18 protein-coding genes are annotated in these 20,736 nt (G+C 69.8%); 11 read left to right on the top strand and 7 right to left on the bottom strand.

Annotation, left to right across the window (positions count from 1 at the left end; genetic code table 11):
- Window positions 1-201: 201 nt before the first annotated feature.
- Window positions 202-3,636, bottom strand: coding sequence for a sigma factor (locus tag ACIBO2_RS21160; protein ID WP_397298521.1), 3,435 nt, complete (start codon window positions 3,634-3,636; stop codon window positions 202-204).
- 196 nt (window positions 3,637-3,832) lie between these two features.
- On the opposite strand from ACIBO2_RS21160, the gene pyrE reads away from it, so the two are divergent.
- The gene (gene pyrE, locus ACIBO2_RS21155) at window positions 3,833-4,366 is read left to right on the top strand and encodes an orotate phosphoribosyltransferase (RefSeq protein WP_358550285.1); all 534 of its coding nucleotides are present in this window, start codon (window positions 3,833-3,835) and stop codon (window positions 4,364-4,366) included.
- Here pyrE and ACIBO2_RS21150 read toward each other — a convergent pair.
- Complete coding sequence (locus tag ACIBO2_RS21150) at window positions 4,341-4,742, bottom strand: hypothetical protein (protein ID WP_358550283.1); 402 nt, start codon at window positions 4,740-4,742, stop codon at window positions 4,341-4,343. The two genes, pyrE and ACIBO2_RS21150, sit on opposite strands and share 26 nt — an antisense overlap.
- Before the next feature lie 99 nt (window positions 4,743-4,841).
- Window positions 4,842-5,534 carry a DedA family protein gene (locus ACIBO2_RS21145; protein ID WP_357957488.1) on the bottom strand — a complete coding sequence of 231 codons (693 nt, stop codon included), beginning with the start codon at window positions 5,532-5,534 and terminating at the stop codon, window positions 4,842-4,844.
- Window positions 5,535-5,649: 115 nt separating this feature from the next.
- Here ACIBO2_RS21145 and fbaA point away from each other — a divergent pair, with 115 nt between their 5' ends.
- The 3 genes from fbaA (at window position 5,650) to ACIBO2_RS21130 (ending at window position 8,499) form a co-directional block, all read left to right on the top strand.
- Complete coding sequence (fbaA, locus tag ACIBO2_RS21140) at window positions 5,650-6,672, top strand: class II fructose-bisphosphate aldolase (protein ID WP_358437675.1); 1,023 nt, start codon at window positions 5,650-5,652, stop codon at window positions 6,670-6,672.
- A 34-nt stretch (window positions 6,673-6,706) separates the two neighbouring features.
- Window positions 6,707-7,117, top strand: a complete 411-nt coding sequence (locus ACIBO2_RS21135) for a DUF3151 domain-containing protein (RefSeq protein ID WP_358437672.1) — start codon at window positions 6,707-6,709, stop codon at window positions 7,115-7,117.
- Window positions 7,118-7,215: 98 nt separating this feature from the next.
- Window positions 7,216-8,499, top strand: coding sequence for an adenylosuccinate synthase (locus ACIBO2_RS21130; RefSeq protein ID WP_358550281.1), 1,284 nt, complete (start codon window positions 7,216-7,218; stop codon window positions 8,497-8,499).
- 121 nt (window positions 8,500-8,620) lie between these two features.
- On the opposite strand, the gene ACIBO2_RS21125 is transcribed toward ACIBO2_RS21130, so the two are convergent.
- Window positions 8,621-9,271, bottom strand: a complete 651-nt coding sequence (locus tag ACIBO2_RS21125; protein WP_358550279.1) for a GNAT family N-acetyltransferase — start codon at window positions 9,269-9,271, stop codon at window positions 8,621-8,623.
- An 87-nt stretch (window positions 9,272-9,358) separates the two neighbouring features.
- Here ACIBO2_RS21125 and ACIBO2_RS21120 point away from each other — a divergent pair, with 87 nt between their 5' ends.
- Together ACIBO2_RS21120 and ACIBO2_RS21115 are read left to right on the top strand one after the other, a co-directional pair.
- Window positions 9,359-9,775, top strand: coding sequence for a GNAT family N-acetyltransferase (locus ACIBO2_RS21120; RefSeq protein WP_397298516.1), 417 nt, complete (start codon window positions 9,359-9,361; stop codon window positions 9,773-9,775).
- A 71-nt stretch (window positions 9,776-9,846) separates the two neighbouring features.
- Window positions 9,847-10,755, top strand: coding sequence for a glycerophosphodiester phosphodiesterase family protein (locus tag ACIBO2_RS21115; protein ID WP_358550276.1), 909 nt, complete (start codon window positions 9,847-9,849; stop codon window positions 10,753-10,755).
- Between the two features lie 30 nt (window positions 10,756-10,785).
- Here ACIBO2_RS21115 and corA read toward each other — a convergent pair whose 3' ends face one another.
- A complete protein-coding gene (corA, locus tag ACIBO2_RS21110) occupies window positions 10,786-11,895 on the bottom strand; it encodes a magnesium/cobalt transporter CorA (RefSeq protein WP_358550274.1) in 1,110 nt (369 codons plus the stop codon).
- Window positions 11,896-12,267: 372 nt separating this feature from the next.
- Here corA and purD point away from each other — a divergent pair, with 372 nt between their 5' ends.
- From purD to ACIBO2_RS21085, 5 genes are all read left to right on the top strand, one after another.
- Window positions 12,268-13,488 (top strand): phosphoribosylamine--glycine ligase, encoded by a 1,221-nt coding sequence (purD, locus tag ACIBO2_RS21105; protein WP_358550272.1) that lies wholly within the window; start codon window positions 12,268-12,270, stop codon window positions 13,486-13,488.
- The gene (locus ACIBO2_RS21100) at window positions 13,485-14,321 is read left to right on the top strand and encodes a phosphoribosylaminoimidazolesuccinocarboxamide synthase (protein ID WP_358550270.1); all 837 of its coding nucleotides are present in this window, start codon (window positions 13,485-13,487) and stop codon (window positions 14,319-14,321) included. Before purD ends, ACIBO2_RS21100 begins: the two co-directional genes overlap by 4 nt.
- 78 nt (window positions 14,322-14,399) lie before the next feature.
- A complete protein-coding gene (murA, locus tag ACIBO2_RS21095; protein WP_358550268.1) occupies window positions 14,400-15,665 on the top strand; it encodes a UDP-N-acetylglucosamine 1-carboxyvinyltransferase in 1,266 nt (421 codons plus the stop codon).
- A 201-nt stretch (window positions 15,666-15,866) separates the two neighbouring features.
- Window positions 15,867-17,156 (top strand): GTP cyclohydrolase IIa, encoded by a 1,290-nt coding sequence (locus tag ACIBO2_RS21090; protein WP_225300073.1) that lies wholly within the window; start codon window positions 15,867-15,869, stop codon window positions 17,154-17,156.
- Window positions 17,157-17,415: 259 nt separating this feature from the next.
- Window positions 17,416-18,351, top strand: a complete 936-nt coding sequence (locus ACIBO2_RS21085) for an EamA family transporter (RefSeq protein WP_358550266.1) — start codon at window positions 17,416-17,418, stop codon at window positions 18,349-18,351.
- Window positions 18,352-18,386: 35 nt separating this feature from the next.
- On the opposite strand, the gene ACIBO2_RS21080 is transcribed toward ACIBO2_RS21085, so the two are convergent.
- Together ACIBO2_RS21080 and hisC are read right to left on the bottom strand one after the other, a co-directional pair.
- Window positions 18,387-19,223 carry a nitroreductase/quinone reductase family protein gene (locus ACIBO2_RS21080; protein WP_397298512.1) on the bottom strand — a complete coding sequence of 279 codons (837 nt, stop codon included), beginning with the start codon at window positions 19,221-19,223 and terminating at the stop codon, window positions 18,387-18,389.
- A gap of 375 nt (window positions 19,224-19,598) precedes the next feature.
- The gene (hisC, locus tag ACIBO2_RS21075; RefSeq protein WP_358550262.1) at window positions 19,599-20,660 is read right to left on the bottom strand and encodes a histidinol-phosphate transaminase; all 1,062 of its coding nucleotides are present in this window, start codon (window positions 20,658-20,660) and stop codon (window positions 19,599-19,601) included.
- Window positions 20,661-20,736 lie beyond the last annotated feature (76 nt).

Here is a 20,736-nt window from a genome sequence, read left to right as displayed (position 1 = left end):
ACGGCCCCTTTCCTGGTGGTCCGACCTAGCAGACTGTGCACCGTCAGAGCCGGATTCGCGGGCGGCCCTCTCTCAGGGTAATGAAAGCGGGTGATCGCGCGAGGTTAATCCCGACGATTCGCCCCTGCCCCGACCATACGCCGGTGCGTCCGGGCTGACCGTACCAATATGTCGGACTTTGGTCACTATCGTGCACATACGTCACGACCGTGCACGCACGCTGACGGCGGCGATCGCGAACAACACCACATCCTTCCGCGTATCGATGGCCAGCGCCGGGTCATGGCCGAGTTCACCGCCGAACGTGTCGACGTCGACACCGAACGTCATCCCCTTGGCGCCGTTGGACGAGCCGTCGAAGACGTTGTCCGCGTCACGGTCGCCTCCCACGGGGGCGAGCGGCCCCGCGCCCAGAGAGAGCCGGTCACCGTCGAGATCGGCATCGCCTCCCCAGGTCACCACCTCGATCCGAGCAGGCACCAGCCCGCCCGACGAAACCCGCCTGGACGAGCCTCCAGAGGCCGGGCGTCTCCTCGGGACTCCCGCGCGCACGGCCGCAGGAGCCACGCGCTTCCGCGGACTCCGCGCGGACAGGGCCCCAGGAGCCACGCGCTTCCCCGGACTCCGCGCGGACAGGGCCCCAGGAGTCACGCCCTTCTGCCCGCTCCGCGCGGACGCGGCCGCAGGTGAGGTCGCACCGTCCCGCAGGCTCCGCGCAGGTACGGCCGCGGGAGCCACGTTCTCTCGGGGGCGTCCCGGGCCTCGGGCGAGTTCGGGTGCGGCGACCAGCCCGTCCAGTGGGATCCGGGCCTGACCCGCCTCGCCGCCGATGACGGTCGGCGTGTCGAGCACCACGGCGTGCCCGTACGGCTCGGTCGGATCGGTCGCGATCACCACCAGGCTCCATCCGGCGTGCTGCGCGACCCCCTCCCCCATCGGCGGGTCGGCCGCCCACCACGTGCCCTCCTGCCTGACACTCCCGACCAGCCCGGTCACGTCGGCGAACGCCTGGTAGGCGGGCCCTGAGGGCAGCTCGCGGACCGTCACCTGCTCGGGCCTGATGAACGGGTAACGCCGCCGACCCGGCGGCCGCAGTCTGATCGGCCCCGTGTTCTCCCCACTGGCCGACCAGTAGAGGCCCGCCCACACGACCCGACCGCCCGGGGGCAATCGCAGCGTGGCGCCGCTGGAGGCGTACGTATCCGGCACCCCATCCCCGTCGACGACCGCCATGGGCCACAGCTCGTCGTCACGTCTGTCGCCCTCCCGCCGCCGGGCCTCCGCGCAGCCGTCACGCTCCAGCGGGCAGCTCAGGAGCGAGTTGCCGACCGCCCTGACCGTCACCTGGCCGTCGGTGGCGAACCTGGCGGGCATGCCCTCCCGCCGTACCCCGGCCGCTGACCGCGCCCCGATCCGCAGCGAACCGGACGTGATCCGCACAGCGGGCCCGTCACCCTGGGGCGCCTGGGCGGCCACCTGAACGCGCAGAAACACGGCAGTGCGGCGACGCGCCTCAAGCGGCCCCCTGGCACACACAGCGCCGTGCCCGGCCGGGCGACAAGTCCAGCCATCCAGGGTCCCAACGGGCGTAACCACCGCAGCACCATGACCGTAGCCACCGGGCTGGATCGGCGCCCCACCCGCCGCCGCACTGTGCTCGTAGGCGCCCTGCTGGATCGGCATCTCGCCCGCCGCGACACTGCGCTTGTAGCCACCCGGCTGGATCGGTGCGGCGCCGTGGTCGGAATCGTGCGGGCGGGTCAGGGTCACGCCTGCGGCGGTGCCAGGACGGTTATCGCCCGACGGGATCAGTGTGACGCCTGCGGGGAGGTCCACGGTGGCCGTGAGTTCGGCGGTCGGGGCGTTGCCCGAGTTGCGGAGTCGTAGCCCGATGATGCCGGGCTGGTCGCGGACCAGTGCGCCGAGCACGCCGATCGTGGCGTGCAGGCGCGCCCGGTGCCCCCTCGCCGCCGACGGGGTGTCCGGCCGACCGGGAGGAACCCGCGTGGGCTTGTCGGCCGGCCGTACGGGCGGCGGCCCCGCTGACGCGACGGGCTTGGCGACCGGCCTCGGCATCGGCTCCTCGGCCGAGACCAGCGTGAACGCGGCGGCGGCCGCGACAGCGGCGGCGGTACCACCCGCCACCGCCGCCTGTGCGTACGTGGGCACGCGCCGAACCCAGCCGAACACATGCCTGGGCACGCCCAGAACCCAGCCGAGCGCGGGCCTGGCCAGGCCCCGGACACAGCTGAGCACGTACCTGGGCAGGCGCCAAAGCTGGCCGAACGCACATCTGGGCGCCCGGCGCATCCGGCTGAGCACCTGCCCGGACGCTCGCCACACCCAGCCGAACACGGGCCCAGGCGCCTGCCACACCCGACCGAGCATGTTCACGGCCACCCGCCGCGCCCGATCGGACACCTGCCCGTCCACCCGCCCAGACCCCTGCCCGGAGGCCTGCCCAGCCTCCCGCCCAGACCCCTGCCCGGACGCCCACCGCGCCCTCCCCAACAGCCGCCCAGGCGCCCGCCCCAAGCGGCCCAGTGCGCCGGGGAGGCCATCCGGGCCGTCGCACGAGGTTCTCTCCTTGGCCAGTGCCGCCGCGTACCCAGCGAAGACCGGGCCGGTGATCAGGGGGCCGATGATGACGCGTAGCCCCCGGCTCACGTCCGTCAGCTCCAGCAGGACCGCGCGGCATTCGGGGCAGCCGCTCACGTGCTCGTCCACTGCCTTTGAGTCACGCCTGGCCAGCACGCCACGGACGTAACGGCTCATCCTGCCCAGCGCCAGTCGGCACGTGTGGGGCGGTGGCGCCGCCAGGTGCGTCTGCAGGTACGCCTGGCGCAGGCCCGCGAGAGCCCGGCGGGCGAGGTCGGTGACGCCGTTGGCTGACAGGCCGAGCAGCGGGGCCACGTCGGCGGGCGGCAAGTGCTCGACCTCGGTGTGCCAGAGCACCGCCCGCCACCGCTCGGGCAGCGACAGGAACGCCTTGGCGATCAGCGATCGTTCGAGGCCGATGAGTGCTGGGTCGATGAAGGGCACACCGGGATCGACCTGCTCGATCCCGCCCATAGCCGCCTGCCACTCGGCCCCGCCCACGGCCGCCTGACCCCCGGCTCCACCCACGGCCGCCCGCCGCTCTGTCCCGCCTATGACCGGCTGGTCCTCGCCCCCGCTCGTGGTCACCTGCCGCACGGTTCGGCTCACGGCCGCCTGGCCCTCGGCCTTGGCCACGGCCGGCTGCTGCTCTGTCCCGCCTATGACCGCCTGGCCCTCGATTCCGCCCAGGATCACCTGGCGTTCGATCCCGCCCGTGGCCGCCTGCCGTTCGATCCCGCCCAGGGCTATCTGGCCGTCGGCCACCCGCGTACGGTCACAGACGGTGCGTCGCACAACCGTCAGCAGGTACGTCCTGAAGCCCGCCGAAGGACCGCCGCCACGGCCGACGAGGTCGAGGATCTTGGTGAACGACTCGGCGACCACGTCGTCGGCCTCGGCCTCGCCCCTGACGAGCTGGCGGGCCAGCGAGCGCGCGGCGGCCACGTGGCGGTCGTGGAGCTCGCGGTAGGCGGTGGCGTCGCCGGCTCGGACCGCGTGGAGAAGATCCGCATCACTCTGCGGCGATTCTGCACTCATAGTGACCTCACGATTACCCAGAGTTTACCTCCGAGCATTCCGCAGCCACCGTGCCGGCTAAACCGAAGGGCCGCGTTTACCTTCCCACGGCCCTCCCGGGCCTTCCGACAGCCGCCCCCGGCGACCCGTAGGCGGCCCCCCGGCCAGCCGTAGGCGGGACCTCCTGGACGTACGCGAGGACCCTAAGCTGGGACCCATGACAGACCGCGACAACCTGCTCGCCGAGATCAAGAAGAAGGCCGTCGTGCACGGCAAGGTCGTGCTCTCCTCGGGTCAGGAGGCCGATTTCTACCTGGATCTGCGCCGGATCACGCTCGACGGGGTGGCCGCGCCCCTGGTCGGCAGGGTGATGCTCGACCTGACCAAAGATCTGGAGTACGACGCCGTGGGCGGGCTGACGTTGGGCGCCGATCCCGTCGCGACCGCGATGATGCACGCCGCCGCCACGCAGGGGCGCCCGCTCGACGCGTTCGTGGTGCGCAAGGCGCAGAAGGCGCACGGCATGCAGCGCAGGATCGAGGGTCCGGAGGTCAAGGGCCGTCGCGTGCTGGCCGTCGAGGACACCTCCACGACCGGCGCCTCCCCGCTGACGGCCGTCGAGGCGCTGCGTGAGGCGGGCGCGGAGGTGGTCGCCGTGGCCACGATCGTCGAGCGCGGCGCGGCGCCCCGGATGGCCGAGGAGGGGCTCGACTACCGCTCCGCGTTCACGCTCCAGGACCTCGGGCTGTGAACGCCTCCCGCGCGCCGGCCTTGCCCTGCGCGCGGGGCTTGCCGTTCTCGGTCACCACGACCGTGGCGGCGTCGCTGAGCACCACGTCGAGCTCGGGTTCGAAGTAGCTGACCTCTTCGCCTCTGCTCATGTCGCGATATTGCAGCACATCACCGCCCGGCACGCGGACCGTGACGAGGGGGCAGGTGTCCGCTACGCACTCGATGCGGACGGTCGGCACCTGGGCGCTGGCCTGCGGCTGGGCCGCGACCTTCCCGCGTTCGGGCTGCTGCTGCCGCGTGTCGAGCGAGGTGAGCAGCGCACGACCGCCGACGACCAGGAGCGTCACCACGGCCACCGCCGCCAGAACGGCGAGCGCGAGGCGGGCGAGGCCCATCGGATCTGACCTGTGGCGTCCCACAAGGGGGAGCGTACTCGTAGGCGGGGTCGATCTCGATCACCAAAAGATCGCTAAAACTCGATCGCTGAACGATCGTCAACGCACGCGGTGGTGCTTGCCGTTGGGCTCCGGTAGTTGCTTGCCGGCCCTGCGGGTCTTCACGACCTCAACGATGATCGGGATCAGCGAGATGAGCACGATGAGGAAGACACCGGGCAGGATGTACTTGTCGATCTTGGTCGGATCGACCTGGTTGCCCAGGAAGTGGCCGATCAGCAGCATGCTCTCGACCCACAGCACGCCACCGACCACGTTCCACAGGAAGAACGTGCGGGCCGGCATCTCCAGGACGCCGGCGACCGGATTGAGGAATGTGCGGACGATCGGTACGAAGCGGGCGATGATCACCGCTCTGGCCGGGCCGAACTTCACGAAGAAGTGCTCGGCCTTCTCCACGTACTCCCTCTTGAACAGCCGTGAGTCCGGCTTGTCGAAGAGTCTCCTGCCGATCTTGACCCCTATGAGGTGGCCGAGTTGGGCGCCCGCCACCGCGCACAGCGGCGTGGCGATCAGCAGCACGGGGAAGGACAGCGGCTCGATGCCAATCCCCTTCGCCGCGGCGGCGGAGCTGAAAATGCCCGCGGCGACGAGCAACGAGTCACCGGGCAGGAAGAACCCGATGAGCAAGCCCGTCTCGGCGAAGATGATCGCCAGGACGCCGACGGTCGCGAAGGCGCCGAGCATCGTCAGCCACCACGTCGGGTCCAGGAGATTGGAAAGCCAGTCCACGGGGTGAGCCTACCCGTCGCGAACGGCCTTGGCCGCCGCGCGTTGTCTCTACCACGCGGGGTAGCGGACGGGGATACTGGGCTGCGCGAAGCCGTACTTCTCAGGGAGATGAAGCATGCCTATAGCAACCCCAGAGGTCTATGCCGAGATGCTCGACCGCGCGAAGGCGGGCGGATTCGCCTACCCGGCGATCAACGTGACCTCTTCCCAGACGCTCAACGCCGCGCTCCGCGGCTTCGCCGAGGCCGGGAGCGACGGCATCGTCCAGGTGTCGACCGGCGGTGCGGAGTTCCTGTCCGGCGCCACGGTCAAGGACATGGTGATCGGTGCGACGGCGCTGGCCGAGTACGCCAGGGTGATCGCCGCCAAATACCCGGTGACGGTCGCGCTGCACACCGACCACTGCCCCAAGGACAAGCTCGACGGCTTCATGCGGCCGTTGATCGACATCTCGCTGGAGCGGGTCTCCAAGGGTCTCGACCCACTCTTCCAGTCGCACATGTGGGACGGCTCGGCCGTACCCCTGGAGGAGAACCTGGAGATCGCCAAGGAGCTCATCGACAAGTGCCACCGCGCCAACATCATCATGGAGATGGAGATCGGCGTCGTCGGCGGCGAGGAGGACGGCGTCGTCGGCGAGATGAACGAGAAGCTCTACACCACGACCGAGGACGCGCTGGCCACGGCCGAGGCCGTGGGGCTCGGTGAGAAGGGCCGCTACCTGCTGGCCGCCACGTTCGGCAACGTGCACGGCGTCTACAAGCCGGGGCATGTCAAGCTGCGGCCCAGCGTGCTGAAGGAGATCCAGGACGCCGTCGGCGCCAAGTATGGCAAGGACAAACCGTTCGATCTGGTCTTCCACGGCGGTTCCGGGTCGGCGATGGAGGAGATCCACGAGGCGATCTCCTACGGCGTGGTCAAGATGAACGTCGACACCGACACCCAATACGCCTTCACCAGGCCGATCGCGGACCACATGTTCCGCAACTACGACGGCGTACTCAAGGTCGACGGCGACGTCGGCAGCAAGAAGGCCTACGACCCGCGCGCCTACGGCAAGGCGGCCGAGGCCGGCATGGCGGCCCGCGTCGTCGAGGCCTGTGAGCACCTCAAATCCGCTGGGACGAAGATCTCCTAGCCACTTCGGCGGCTCGGCGGGTATGACTTGTCCTATGGATAACCTTCTCGCCGGGCCGCCCCCGACTCAACTGCCGGACCTGCCCGAGGCCAGGGAGGCGCTGGAAGCCGGCGCCAAGGCCGCCGACGTGGCGGCCCGTTTCCCCGCCTACCCGGCGGCCTGGGCCACGCTCGCGGAGGAGTACTTCGCGCAGGGCCACGCCGTCACCTCCTACGCTTTCGCGCGCACCGGCTACCACCGCGGGCTCGACCAGCTCCGCCGGAGCGGCTGGAAGGGGCACGGTCCCATCCCCTGGGAGCATGAGCCGAACCGCGGCTTCCTGCGCTGCCTCTACTCGCTCTCCAGGGCCGCCCAGGCGATCGGTGAGAAGGACGAGGCCGAACGATGCTTGCAGTTCCTCAGGGACAGCAGTGAGGACGCCTATGACGCGCTGGCCAAGAACTAGCACTTGGGACGAATAGGCCGACTCGGGTAGTCTCTCTACGCAAGAGCCCCTGTCGCACTTGCGCCAGGGGTTTCGTTTTGTGCTCGGGAGACTGAACCATGCCGGCTGCCGTTCTCGTTGGTGCCCAATGGGGCGATGAGGGCAAGGGCAAGGCCACCGACCTCCTCGGTGGCGACGTCGACTACGTCGTCCGCTACCAGGGTGGCAACAACGCGGGTCACACCGTGGTCATCGGTGACCAGAAATACGCACTGCACCTTCTGCCCACCGGAATCCTGTCGCCGCACGTCGTGCCGGTGATCGGCAACGGGGTCGTGATCGACCCCGGCGTCCTGCTCAGCGAGATCGACGGGCTGGCCGCGCGCGGCATCTCCGCCGAACGCCTGCTGATCTCCGCCGACGCGCACTTGATCATGCCCCACCACAAGGCGCTCGACAAGGTGACCGAGCGCTACCTGGGCAAGGCCAAGATCGGCACGACGGGCCGGGGCATCGGCCCCGCCTACGGCGACAAGATCTACCGGATGGGCGTACGCGTCCAGGACCTGCTCGACCCCGGCATCCTGGCCAAGAAGATCGAGGTCGCGCTGACCGAGAAGAACCAGGTGCTCACCAAGGTCTACAACCGGCGCGGCATCGAGGCCGAGGCCGTCGTGGAGGAATATCTCGGCTACGCCGAACGCCTCAAGCCGCACATCGCCGACACCTCACTGGTGCTGAGCCGGGCGCTGGACGAGGACAAGTTCGTGCTGCTGGAGGGTGGCCAGGGCACGCTGCTCGACATCGACCACGGCACCTACCCGTTCGTCACCTCCTCCTCGCCGACGGCCGGCGGCGCCTGCGCCGGGTCCGGCATCCCACCGATGCGGATCACGAAGGTGATCGGCATCCTCAAGGCGTACACCACCCGCGTCGGTTCGGGCCCGTTCCCCACGGAGCTCGAGGACGAGATGGGCGAGTGGCTGCGCCAGACCGGCGGCGAGTACGGCGTGACCACCGGCCGCAACCGGCGCTGCGGCTGGTTCGACGCGGTCATCGCCCGCTACGCGACCAGGATCAACGGGGTCACCGACTTCTTCCTCACCAAGCTCGACGTACTGTCCGGGCTGGAGCGGATCCCGGTGTGCGTCGCCTATGACGTCGACGGCACGCGGCACGACGAGATCCCGATGACGCAGACGGACTTCCACCACGCCAAGCCGGTGTACGAGGAGTTCCCCGGCTGGCAGGAGGACATCACCGGCGCCAAGACCTTCGACGACCTGCCGCCCAACGCGCAGTCGTACGTGCGGGCGCTGGAGGAGATGAGCGGCGCGCCGATCTCCGCGATCGGCGTCGGCCCCGGCCGAGACCAGACGCTGGTGCTCCGCTCGCTCGTCTGACCCAAGCGGTTCACGGGTACGGCCGGCACCGCGTCGCCGGCCGTACCCCGAGTGAGCCTCGGGAAGCGGTCAGGACCTCAGGCCGCCGGCTCAGGAGGCGTTCAAGAAGCCCCTCAGGACGTCAGGAGGCGGCCAGGACGGCGGCGGTCATCGGGGTGCGGGTCGTCCAGCCGATGCTCCGGTAGAGGGCCTGACCGGCGGGAGTGGCCACCAGGATGCCCGTCCTGGCGCCGCGCGAGGCGGCGATGTCGGCCAGGGCCGTCATGACCACGCGCCCCAGGCCGCGGCGGCGGTGGTTCGGGGCGGTCTCGACCTGGTCCACGACCGCCGTACGCCCGGTGACCGCGATCTGCCCCCGGGCCGCGATCTCGCCCGCCGCCGTGAGCAGGCGGGCCACGGTCACGTCCGACCGGGTGGTGACGGCCAGCGTGTAGCCGTCGGGAGCCTCGGCCCGGCCCCGCGACAGCGGCCCCGTCATCATGAACTCCGGCTCGTCGATCGACCAGGCCGGCGTGAGCCAGGGGACGACCGCCTCAGCGGGTGCGCAGAGCTTGAGCCAGGTGCCCGGCGTGCTGATCGTCTCGGCCAGCAGCCGCAGGTCGCCGGGGGTGGGCGCGGGCAGCACGTGGCGGGCGACGTGGCCGGGGCGGCCGACGTCCACTCGCAGGCCCCATGGCTCCCGTACGGGCCGAGGGGCGCTGCGCGAGACCACCCAGCCGTCGACCCAGGCCTGGACGATTTCCGGCCGGACCGTTTCGAGTGCCTCCGTCATGACCGCCAGCTTATTGCCACAGAGTCGCATTTATCGACCTAATAAATGCCGTGCGTGGCGCGGCGACCTGCGCTTACTCTCCGGGGCATGGACATCCGTCGTGCCACCCGGCCCGAGGTCGTCGAGGCGGCCGGTCATCTCTTCGACTCCGCTCCCCTGCCGGAGGCCACCGCGAGGTTCCTGGCGGACCAGCGCCACCACCTGCTCATCGCCTACGTCGACGACACCCCGGCCGGGATGATCACCGGGGTCGAGACCACCCACCCCGACAAGGGGACCGAGATGTTCCTCTACGAGCTCGGCGTGGACGAGCCCTTCCGTGGCCGGGGCATCGCCAGGGCGTTGGTCGCGGCCCTGGAACGGCTCGCTCGCGAGCGCGGCTGCCACGGCATGTGGGTGGCGACGGACGGGGGCAATGAGGCGGCCCAGGCCACGTACAGCGGCGCGGGCGGGGTGCCTGAGAAGGACCAGGTGGTCTATGTGTGGACGTTCGGCCAGGAATAGCCATACTCACCACAAAAAGGGCGCGGCGTGGCACGTCGTGCTCGTGGCGCGCGGCAGGTAGTGTCCCCGGTGTGCGCGTTGAGATTCACGGTCATCGGGGAGCGAGGGGCCTCTGGCCCGAGAACACTCTTCCGGGGCTGAGCCGCACGATGGAGCTCGGGGTGCACGCGCTCGAGTTCGACGTCGCGCTCACCGCCGATCGGCGGCTCGTGTTGACCCACGACCTCACGGTCTCGGCCGTGACCAGTGCCGACACGCGGCCGATCGCGAAGGACGACCCCCACTTCCCCTATGTCGGCAAGCCGATCAACTCGCTCGGGCTGGCGCAGCTGCGCATGCTCGACGTGGGTGTGCGGCTGCCCCGGCACGCCGACGATCCCTTCGCGCTGACGCAGCGGCCGATGCCGGAGACCCGGATGCCCACGCTGGGCGCGGTGCTCGGGCTGGTCAACGCCTACGAGGCCGAGGACGTACGCCTGCACGTCGAGCTCAAGTCCGACCCGACCAGGCCGGAGCTGACGGCCGATCCCGAGCTGTTCACCGAGATGGTGCTCGAGGAGTTCGACCGGCACGGCAGGCTGGACAACGCGGCGATACTCAGCTTCGACTGGCGGATCATCGGCCACGCCGCCCGGCTGGCGCCGGGCACGCGGCGCTTCGCGCTGATCGAGCTCGACACCCTGCACTGGAACGGCCCGCTGGGCGACGACATCCCGGCCGCCGCCCGCGAGGCGGGGGCCACGACGCTGTCGCCCGAGCACGTGATGGTGAATGAGGACCTGATGGCCCAGGTGGCCGCGGCGGAGCTGGACGTGGCGGTCTGGACCGTCAACGACAAGGCGCTGGCGGCTCGGATGCTGGACCTGGGGGTGGCGGGGATCGTCACCGACTACCCCGATCGGATGCGCGAGCTGTGGCGGGAGCGCGGGCTGCGGCTGCCCGACCCCGTCGGCCCGCTCAAGCGGCCCGTCGGGGTTTGACGCCCGCGCGACACACCATCCAGAAGCCGGCTAAAGCCAGCCGTTGCGGCGGAAGCCGCGGTGCAGCAGGACACAGGCCGTGATCATCACACCGAGGACCGCCGGATAGCCCCACACCTGGTTGGTCTCGGGCATGAAGTCGAAGTTCATGCCGTAGATCCCGGCGATCATCGTGGGCACGGCCATGATGGCCACCCAGGACGAGATCTTGCGCATGTCCTCGTTGGCCAGGGCGTTCGAGCGGGCCAGCGCCGCCTGCAGGATCGAGCTGCACAGCTCGTTGGACGACTCGACCTGCTCGCACACGCGGGAGAGGTGGTCGCCGACGTCGCGGAAGTATTCGCGCATCTCCGACGGGATCACCCGGCGCTGCGGCAGCGCGGCCAGCGGGGCCTGGAGCGGCGTGACGGCCCGCTTCAGCTCCAGCATCTCCCGCTTGAGCTGGTAGATGCGGTTGATGTCGCGGGAGCTGACGTCGGCGAAGACGGTCGCCTCGACCTCTTCGAGTTCGAGCTGCATGAGGTCGGCGACCTGCAGGTAGCGGTCGACGACGTGGTCGGCGATGGCGTGCAGCACGCCCGCGGGTCCGCGGTTCATCAGCTCGGGCTTGTCCTCGAGCCGCTCGCGCACCTCGGTGAGGGGACAGTGCCGGCCGTGTCGTACGGTCACCACGAAGTCGACGCCGAGGAACACCATGATCTCGCCCGTGGCGATGATCTCGCTGGTGGCGGTCAGCTCGTCGTGGTCGAGGTAGGCGATGGACTTGAGCACCATGAACAGGGAGTCGCCGTAGCGCTCGACCTTGGGGCGCTGGTGGGCTTTGACCGCGTCCTCGACGGACAGCGGGTGCAGGCCGAACACGCCGGCCAGCCACTCGACCTCGGGGGCGGCGGGCTCGTGCAGGCCGACCCAGACGAACGCCTTGGCGCCGTCGGAGCGGCTGTTGTGCTCGCGGACCAGGTCGAGCGACTCCTCGATGCCCGGAGCGAAGACCTTCTCGCCCTTGATGTAGGCGCCGAACTCGACGATGGAGTCAACGGGAGGCACGCAGACCTCACGCACCGGCTTGGTGAGCTGGCGCGAGACATGCGGCTGTGCGGGGTGACGGGTGGTGCGACGGAAAAGCGTAGACGTGCGCATGGCAGTCCCTTTCCGCCCGACCTGGCACGCTCCACGCGCGACGAAAAGTCACCTCAATCAACGAAAGTACGTGGAGGCACGATCAGGCTGCCGGATTGGAGTGGTCGGGGGCATACAGGGTGTACGTGGGTGAGCACGTACTGCTGGGATCACCAGGTTTCATCCCGGACCACCTCCAATCACAAGAGATGCCATAAAGCCGCCCTAAGTTACCACAGGCGGATGGACCCGACTGACGATACTCTCCGACGGGTCCTGACAGCAGGTAGAACTCCACAAAGATTCCCGCCTATTCCCACATTTCGAGTGCCCACGCTGGTCTGACGCGGGTGCGCCGGGTGGCCGTCCGGCCGTCCCTGCCACAATGGGGCGGTGCGCGTTCTAGTCATCGGCTCCGGCGGGCGTGAACACGCCCTGTGCCGCTCACTCATGCTCGATCCCCAGGTCACCGAGCTCCACAGCGCCCCCGGCAACGCGGGCATGGAGGAGATCTCGGCCCCGCATCCGGTCACGGCCACCGACCCCGCCCAGGTGACCGAGCTGGCCCTACGACTCGGCGCCGATCTGGTGGTGGTGGGCCCCGAGGCGCCCTTGGTGGCGGGCGTGGCCGACGCGGTGCGCGCCGCGGGCATCGCCTGCTTCGGCCCGTCGAGCCGGGCGGCGATGATCGAGGGCTCCAAGGCGTTCGCCAAGGAGATCATGACGGCCGCCGACGTCCCCACGGCCAGGGCGCGGGCCTGCGTCACGCCCGAGGAGGCCGCTCAGGCCCTCGACGAGTTCGGCGCCCCGTACGTGGTCAAGGACGACGGGCTGGCCGCGGGCAAGGGCGTGGTCGTCACCGGCGACCGGGAGCAGGCGCTCGCGCACGCGGCGGCGTGCGAGCGGGTGGTGATCGAGGAGTTCCTCGACGGGCCCGAGGTCTCGCTGTTCGCGCTGTGCGACGGCAAGACTGCCGTGCCGCTGCAGCCCGCCCAGGACTTCAAGCGCGCCTACGACGGCGATGAAGGCCCCAACACCGGCGGCATGGGCTCCTACACCCCGCTCACCTGGGCTCCCGAAGGGCTCACCGAGCAGGTCATGCGCGAGGTCGTCCAGCCGACGATCGACGAGCTGGCCCGGCGCGGCAGCCCGTTCCAGGGCGTCCTGTACGTGGGCCTGGCCCTGACCGCGAAGGGGCCGAAGGTGATCGAGTTCAACGCGCGCTTCGGCGACCCGGAGACCCAGGTGGTGCTCGACCGCCTGGAGACGCCGCTGGCCGGGCTGCTGGCGGCCTGCGCCACCGGGCGGCTGAGCGAGCATCCGGCGCCGGTGTTCCGCGCGGGGTCGGCGGTCGCCGTGGTGGTCGCGGCCGAGAACTACCCCGACGCCCCGGTCAAGGGCGACGCCATCGAAGGGCTCGACCCCATCGGTGGCGCCTACGTCCTCCACGCCGGCACGAAGCGGGTCGACGGCCAGGTGCTCTCCGACGGCGGGCGGGTGCTCAACGTGGTCGGCACCGGCCCCGACCAGGAGACGGCCCGCCGCAACGCCTATGAGCTGGTCTCCCGCGTACGACTGCGCGGCTCGCACCACAGGACGGACATCGCCCGATGAAGCACCTGCACTCCGGCAAGATCCGTGACCTCTACCAGACCGACGACGGTCAGCTGCTGATGGTCGCCTCCGACCGGATCTCGGCCTTCGACTATGTGCTCGAATCCGAGATCCCCGACAAGGGGGCCATCCTCACCCAGATGTCGCTGTGGTGGTTCGAGCAGCTGGCCGACCTGGTGCCCCATCACCTCATCGGGCCGGGGCCCGACTCCCGCAGCGTGCTGTGCCGGCCGCTGTCGATGGTGCCCGTCGAGTGCGTGGCGCGCGGCTACCTGACCGGCTCGGGCCTGGTCGACTACCGCCGCGAAGGGGCGGTCTCGGGGATAGAGCTGCCGCCGGGCCTCGAAGACGGGTCCCGGCTGCCCGAGCCGATCTTCACGCCCTCGACCAAGGCCCCGGTCGGACAGCACGACGAGCCGATCTCCTTCGAGCGGGTCGTCGGCGACGTGGGCGCGGAGACGGCCGAGGAGCTGCGCCGGATCACGCTCGCCGTCTACACGCGCGGCGCCGAGATCGCCCGCGAGCGGGGCATCATCCTGGCCGACACCAAGATCGAGCTGGGTCGCGACGCCGACGGCGTGCTCACGCTGGGAGACGAAGTCCTGACGCCCGACTCATCACGATTCTGGCCGCTTGACCAGTGGCAGCCGGGACGTTCCCAACCGTCATTTGATAAGCAATATGTAAGGGATTGGTTGTTGTCGCCCGAATCGGGATGGGACAAAAGCTCCGGAACTCCCCCACCTCGCCTTCCCGACAAGGTAGTGGAACAGACCAGACAGCGTTATCTGGAAGCCTACGAGCGCATCACCGGAGCTCCCTTTAGGGGATGATTCGGCTGGGGCAGCAGTGGTTAGCGGCTACTCTTGGCCCGGTCCAGCTCAGACCGAGACCTCCGAGGAGCCGCACGAATGGTCCGTTACCGCGTGCGCGGTGGCAACCCACTGCGTGGAACCGCCTTCATCCAGGGCGCGAAGAACGCCGTGCTGCCTATGATCGGTGCGGCCCTGCTTGCCCCCAAAGGCCGCACTGTCCTGCGCAACGTACCGATCATCGAGGACGTGCGGCGGGCGGTGGAGCTGGCCGAGGCCATCGGCGCGTACGTCGAGCTGCACGAGGCCGAGCGCACGCTGGTGATCGACGCCTCCCGGCTGACCAGTCCGGTGCTGCCCGCCGACATCGCCAGGCGCTTCCGCGGCTCGGTCCTGTTCACCCCCGCCCTGCTGCACCGGCTGGGCGAGGCGATCGTGGAGGGGGTCGGCGGCTGCAATCTCGGCAGTCGCAACCTCGACTTCCACTACCTGGGCTACAAGCGGCTGGGCGCGGTCGTCGACGAGGGCGAGACGGTCATCCACGTCAAGGCGTCCGGCCTGACGGGCGCGACCCTCTACCTCGACACCCCCTCGCACACCGGCACCGAGAACCTCATCATGGCCGCCGCCCTGGCCAAGGGCACCACCGTGATCGAGAACGCGGCGCTGGAGCCCGAGGTGCTCGACGTCATCGACATGCTCACCAAGATGGGCGCGCGGATCAGCGGCGGCGGCACCGGCTTCATCACCGTCGAGGGCGTCGACGAGCTGCAGGCCGTGGAGCACACCGTGATGCCGGACCGGCTCGACGCCGGTGTGTTCGCGATGGGCGCGGCGATCACCGGCGGCGACCTCAGTCTCGTGGGCACCGGTCTCGACCTGGGCGTCGTCCGCTACAAGCTGGAGCAGATGGGCGTCGACTTCGCCCGGCCCGGCGCGGTTCTCCACGTACGGTGCGAGCGGCCACTGCGGCCGATCAACATCATCACCGACACCTACCCCGGCTTCGCCACCGACCTCCAGTCGCCGATGATGACGGTCGCCGCCCTGGCCGACGGCACCAGCTACATCCACGAGCGCATCTTCGACGGCCGCTTCGCGCTGGCCGGCGAGCTGAACAAGATGGGCGCCGACGTGGAGGTCGAGGGCAGCAGGGCCATCGTCAGGGGCGCCACCCCGCTGAAGGGCACCCGGGTGACGGCGCACGACCTGCGTTCCGGAATCGCGCTGGTGCTGGCCGGACTGGCCGCCGAAGGCGAGACCGTCATCGAGTCCGGATACCTCATCGACCGCGGGCACGCGCATCTCGCCGAGCGAATGCGGGCGCTGGGGGCGGACATTACACAAGAGATTTCCGACCGCTAAAAAGCGTTAGGAATACCTGCTTGAGCTGCTGATATACCTTCACAGCGAGTCAAGCAGAACGACTTTCCGGAAAAGTCGGGCGTGACATTATGGTCCCCGCGAGCGATCGTTCCAAAAGAGAGCACTGCAACAGACAGCAGGATGGGACGAACATTGGTCGAGAGGGCCGAAGAAACTCCCCGAGTGTCACGCCCGGGTGCCATGACACCGGACCTAACCATTGGTGTGGTCGGACCCCACGATCTGGTCGAGCGGGTCATGCTGATGGGGCACGCTGCCGCGCCACTTCCGTGCCGTTTGGTGGCGGCCGCCTACCGCGATGAGCAGGAGGCGCCCGACAAAGTGACGCGGCTCGGTCCCGGCGTGGACGCATGCCTGTTCGCCAGCCCGGTCCCCTACGACCTGGCCAGGCGCTCGGGTGTGCTGACGATGCCCGCGACCTACGTGCAGCTCGGCGGCGCGGCGCTGGTCGCCGCGCTGGCCAAGGCGGCGTTGGACTCGCGCATCGATCCGCAGCGGGTGAGCATCGACGTGGTGGCCAGGGCGGACGTCGAGGAGGCGTACACAGACCTCGGGATTGCCGCAACGGATGTCCACAGCCGCGACGAGCCGGGCGCCACCGGCACGATCGCGGCTTACCACGAGCGCCTGGCCCGCCAGGGATCCACCACGGGCGCGCTCACGTGCCTGCCGGCGGTCGCCGAACGCCTCCAGGCGTCCGGTGTCCCGGTCATCAGGATCAGGCCGACCTCCGCGGCCGTGCGCACCGCGCTGCACACCGCAGCGCTGCTCGGTGCGCACCACCGCCTGGAGGAGTCGCAGCTCACCGTGGTGCTGGTCGAGGTGCCGACGTTACGCGAGCCGGTACGCCGCGCCGCGCCGCGTTACTGGCGCGACGAGCTCCGGCTGTCGCTGCACCGGCTGCTGGTCCAGGAGGCGAACCGCATCAACGCCACCGTCTGGCCGATCGACGATCACAGCTATCTGGTCACCGCGACCAGGGGCTCGATCGCCGCCGCGACCGACGGGTTCAGGGTGCTGCCGTTCGCCGCCAGGATCCGCGACGAGCTGGGGCTGGCGGTCGAGGTCGGCGTGGGCATGGGACGCACCACCCACGACGCGGAGTCGCACGCACGGGCGGCTCTGGCGCGTACCCAGGCCGGTAAACAGGCCCAGGGCTTCGCCGTGGACCGTGAGGGCCGAGCGCTCATCCCGGCCCCGCGGATGCCCCCTCAGGGCTCCACCGCGCTCAAGCCCAAGGGCGTGGAGGTGCTGGCCCGGCTCGCCGCCAAGCTGGAGGGCGGCGACACCGTGGTGGACGCGGAGGGCGCGGGGAAGATGCTCGGGGTGACGCCGCGTACGGCTCGGCGGTTGCTGCGCACGTTGGTCGACGAGGGACTCGCGTGGCCGCTGCCGCCCAACCGTACGCCTCAACCGGGCCGGCCGCGCCAGCTCTACCGCCTCATCGTGGAGAAGCTCGGGCCTCGCTGATCGCCCCCAGGTACGGGTCCGCCGTCCCCCCTTCCCCTTTCCTGGGGCGGCGGGCCCCCTGACTCTTCGGCCGGGTGTGTTTTTGGTCATGTGAACTAGTGATTGGCCGCGTCCGAAGAGGGTATGTATTGCGTCGCCCCCGATCGACGGGATTCGGACGGGGGCACCAAAGCCTCTTTCTCGTCAGCTCCCTCCCGCCGACTTCCTAGTCCGGGACCCGCCAGCGTTCTGTCCGGAACGCCCGCTATTGTCATGGGCTATGGCATCGGACACCCCTGACCGCCCTCCCTTGCTCGTCTGGAGCGCGCTGGTCATCGTCTATGTGGTCTGGGGTTCGACGTACCTCGGCATCAAGATCGCCGTCGAGACCATCCCGCCGATGCTCAGCGGGGCGCTGCGGTTCGTGACGGCGGCGGTGATCCTCGGCGGATTCCTGGTCGCGCGCAAGGGCTGGGCGCCGTTCCGGATGACCCGGGCCCAGTTCGGCGGGGCCGCGCTGGTGGGGTTGCTCCTGCTGACCACCGGAAACGGCCTGCTGGCCGTGGCGGAGCGGAGTGTGTCCAGCGGGCTGGCCGCGCTGCTCGTCGCCTCGGTGCCGCTGTGGCTGGTGGTGTTCAGGATCGTGGCCAGGGACCGGCCGAAGGTGCTGACGCTGGCCGGCGTGCTGGTCGGGTTCGGCGGTGTGGCGGCGCTGTCGCTGAGCGGCGGTGGCGGATCGGCGAGCACCAGCGGGATCGTGGTGGTCCTGGTGGCGTCGCTGTCGTGGTCGGTCGGGTCGTTCCTGTCGGCCCGGATCCCGATGCCGGCCAACTCGTTCGCGGCCAGCACGATCGAGATGCTGGTGGGCGGGGCCGGGCTGGCCGTCACGGGCCTGTCGGTGGGCGAACGTCTGGACGTCACGGCCGTCTCCGGCCGCTCGTGGGCCGGGCTGGTCTACCTGATCCTGGTCGGGTCGCTGGTCGGCTTCACCGCCTACAGCTGGCTGCTCAGCAACGCACCGATCTCGCTGGTGTCGACCTACGCGTACGTCAACCCGGCGGTGGCGGTGCTCCTCGGCGCGCTCGTGTTGAGCGAGCACGTGACCTGGCAGATCATGCTGGGCGGGTTGGTGATCCTGCTGGGCGTCGCCCTCGTGGTGTCCACGGAGCGACGGCCCAGAGCGAAACGGCTCACCCCTGAAGAGGTCAGGGCGTAGCGGGTCATGGCCTTCAGGATCGGGACGAGCTCCCGCTAGGGGTTCATGGCGTTCAGGATCGGGACGAGCTCCCGCTCCTCGTAATCGAGGTGCGCTTCGAGCTCGGTCACGAGCCGATCCACCTCCGCGAGCACCTTCGGGGCGGGCGCGGCCGGCTCGCTGTCCGCGAGCAGTCGCTGGAGCTCGTCGAGGAGCCGGGAGACCGTCCCGTGCTCCTCGCGCAACCGGTCCACCACCAGAGTGAGCTCGGGATGCCGCCCTTCGACCCAAGGGAACATCCCGGCGTCCTCGAACCTGTGATGCTGATGGAGCCCCTGGCACAGGGTCAGGCAGTTGACCCGCAACTGCACGCCCAGGCTTCCGGTCCCGGACGCGGCGACCTCCTTGCGGATCAGCCGCAGCTCCCGGCGGAACGCGTCGTGCACCCGCACCAGGAAGTCACCCCCTCGCGTGCCGTCCGGACCGCCGCCGCGCGGGGTCAGCGCGACCACGGGGATGACCCGGCTCGTCTTCGCCTGGTAGGCCGCCCAGCCGGGGTCCATCTCGACCGCCCGCGCGAAGGCGCTGTCGCGTTCCTCGCCTTCGAGGACGACCGCGTCAGCCGGGTAGGTGAAGATGCCGTCCTCCACCGTCACCCGCGGCGTGGCCCGGAGGTTGTGGTACCAGGCCGGGTGCTTGGGCGCCCCTCCGGCGGAGGCGATGATCAGCATGCGCTCGCCGTCGGGCAGGTAGCCGACCGGAGTGGTGTGCTGGGCGCCGGTCCTGGCGCCGGTGGTCGTCAGAAGGAGCAACCGGGCGCCGTCGAACATGGCGACCTGTCCCTGGTTGGCGCGGAACTCATCGATGATCTGCTGATTGAAGTCTTGGGGCATGCTCTGCTTGCTCTCCAGATGTGAGAAAGGGTTACGACGGGCGGGATGCGCACGGCACGCCGTACCGGCCTCGGGCGGAGAGCCTCGATGAGCACGCGAGGGGAAAGGGCGGTCAGGCGATCACCGGACCGTCGGGCAGCACAACGGTCAGGCGATGGCCGGACCGCGGGGCAGCGCAAAGGATCGCGTGCGACGGTGGTGCGGGGCACCACCGGGCATGGGGACGACGCGCGGGCGCGCGATCAGATCAGGCGCTGCCTGTGAAGTGAGAAGTCACGACATCATCCCCTACAACCGGTGCCTCCATGCCGCCGACGTCCTCCGGCCGGCGACACGCGACAAGAGGCCCATTACAGGGCCTAATCACACAAACTGTCAACCCGCCTTGAAGGCCGCCGCCGCCGCGAGGAACGTGTCGTTCGCCTCCGGGTCGCCGATCGAGACGCGGGCGCCCTCCCCCGCGAACGGCCGCACCGCCACGCCCACGGCCGCGCACGCCGCCGCGAAGTCGAGCGTGCGCTCGCCGAGCCGCAGCCAGACGAAGTTGGCCTCGGTCAGGGGGATGGTCCAACCCTGGGCGATGAGCGACTCGCGCACCCGGGTCCGCTCCTTGACCACGGTGTCGACCCGCTCCATCAGCTCGTCCTCCGCGCGCAGGGAGGCGATGGCCGCGATCTGCGCGAGGTGGTTGACGGCGAACGGGATGATCGTCTTCCGGATGGCCGACGCCACCGCCTCGTGTCCCACCAGGTAACCGACACGCAGCCCCGCCAATCCGTAGGCCTTCGAGAACGTACGCAGGACGCAGACGTTCGGCCGGTCGCGGTAGAGGGTGAGACCGTCGGGCACGTCCTCGTCGCGCACGTATTCGCGGTAGGCCTCGTCCAGGACCACCAGCACGTCGTCCGGCACCCGGTCGAGGAAGGCCACCAGCTCGGCCCGGCGGATCGCGGTGCCGGTGGGGTTGTTGGGGTTGCAGACGAAGATCATGCGCGTCCGGTCGGTGATCGCCTCGGCCATCGCGTCCAGATCGTGGTCCTCGCCCGCCAGCGGCACCCTGACCGACTCCGCCCCGGCCAGGTCGGCCAGCAGCGGATATGCCTCGAACGACCGCCACGCGTAGATCACCTCGGCGCCGGGCTCACTGACGGCCTCGAACAGCTGCTGCGCCACGGTGACGGACCCCGCCCCGAGCGCGATGTGCTCGACCGGCACCCCGAACCGCTCCGCGATGGCCTCCGTCAGCTTGATCGCCCCCGGGTCGGGGTAACGGTGGACCTGCCGCGCCCCCTCGGCGATCGCCTCGACCACGGACGGCAGCGGGTCGTAGGGCGACTCGTTGGAGGAGAGCTTGTACGAGCGGCCGTCAGGAGACGTGACGGCCTTGCCCGGCTTGTACGCCGGCATGGTGTCCAGAATCAAGCGGAAACGAGGCATGGCTTCACCTTAAAAGAAGCCGACCAGCAGGGCAGCATCAGGCGGAATCGGTTGCTGACATAGATATCGGTGATGT

The sequence above is a fragment of the Nonomuraea sp. NPDC050022 genome (assembly GCF_044460705.1).
Lineage (GTDB): Bacteria > Actinomycetota > Actinomycetes > Streptosporangiales > Streptosporangiaceae > Nonomuraea.
The sequence above is the reverse complement of the archived record's forward strand: the minus strand, read 5'-3'. Positions and strand labels throughout refer to the sequence as shown.

Excerpts from the sequence above, each read along its gene's own strand:
- ACIBO2_RS21085 (WP_358550266.1), top strand. The coding sequence starts at position 17,416 with ATGGCATCGGACACCCCTGACCGCCCTCCCTTGCTCGTCTGGAGCGCG.
- ACIBO2_RS21120 (WP_397298516.1), top strand. The coding sequence starts at position 9,359 with ATGGACATCCGTCGTGCCACCCGGCCCGAGGTCGTCGAGGCGGCCGGT.
- ACIBO2_RS21090 (WP_225300073.1), top strand. The coding sequence starts at position 15,867 with ATGACACCGGACCTAACCATTGGTGTGGTCGGACCCCACGATCTGGTC.
- corA (WP_358550274.1), bottom strand. The coding sequence starts at position 11,895 with ATGCGCACGTCTACGCTTTTCCGTCGCACCACCCGTCACCCCGCACAG.
- ACIBO2_RS21135 (WP_358437672.1), top strand. The coding sequence starts at position 6,707 with ATGGATAACCTTCTCGCCGGGCCGCCCCCGACTCAACTGCCGGACCTG.
- pyrE (WP_358550285.1), top strand. The coding sequence starts at position 3,833 with ATGACAGACCGCGACAACCTGCTCGCCGAGATCAAGAAGAAGGCCGTC.
- fbaA (WP_358437675.1), top strand. The coding sequence starts at position 5,650 with ATGCCTATAGCAACCCCAGAGGTCTATGCCGAGATGCTCGACCGCGCG.
- hisC (WP_358550262.1), bottom strand. The coding sequence starts at position 20,660 with ATGCCTCGTTTCCGCTTGATTCTGGACACCATGCCGGCGTACAAGCCG.
- ACIBO2_RS21125 (WP_358550279.1), bottom strand. The coding sequence starts at position 9,271 with ATGACGGAGGCACTCGAAACGGTCCGGCCGGAAATCGTCCAGGCCTGG.
- ACIBO2_RS21160 (WP_397298521.1), bottom strand. The coding sequence starts at position 3,636 with ATGAGTGCAGAATCGCCGCAGAGTGATGCGGATCTTCTCCACGCGGTC.
- ACIBO2_RS21130 (WP_358550281.1), top strand. The coding sequence starts at position 7,216 with ATGCCGGCTGCCGTTCTCGTTGGTGCCCAATGGGGCGATGAGGGCAAG.
- ACIBO2_RS21100 (WP_358550270.1), top strand. The coding sequence starts at position 13,485 with ATGAAGCACCTGCACTCCGGCAAGATCCGTGACCTCTACCAGACCGAC.
- ACIBO2_RS21150 (WP_358550283.1), bottom strand. The coding sequence starts at position 4,742 with ATGGGCCTCGCCCGCCTCGCGCTCGCCGTTCTGGCGGCGGTGGCCGTG.
- murA (WP_358550268.1), top strand. The coding sequence starts at position 14,400 with ATGGTCCGTTACCGCGTGCGCGGTGGCAACCCACTGCGTGGAACCGCC.
- ACIBO2_RS21080 (WP_397298512.1), bottom strand. The coding sequence starts at position 19,223 with ATGCCCCAAGACTTCAATCAGCAGATCATCGATGAGTTCCGCGCCAAC.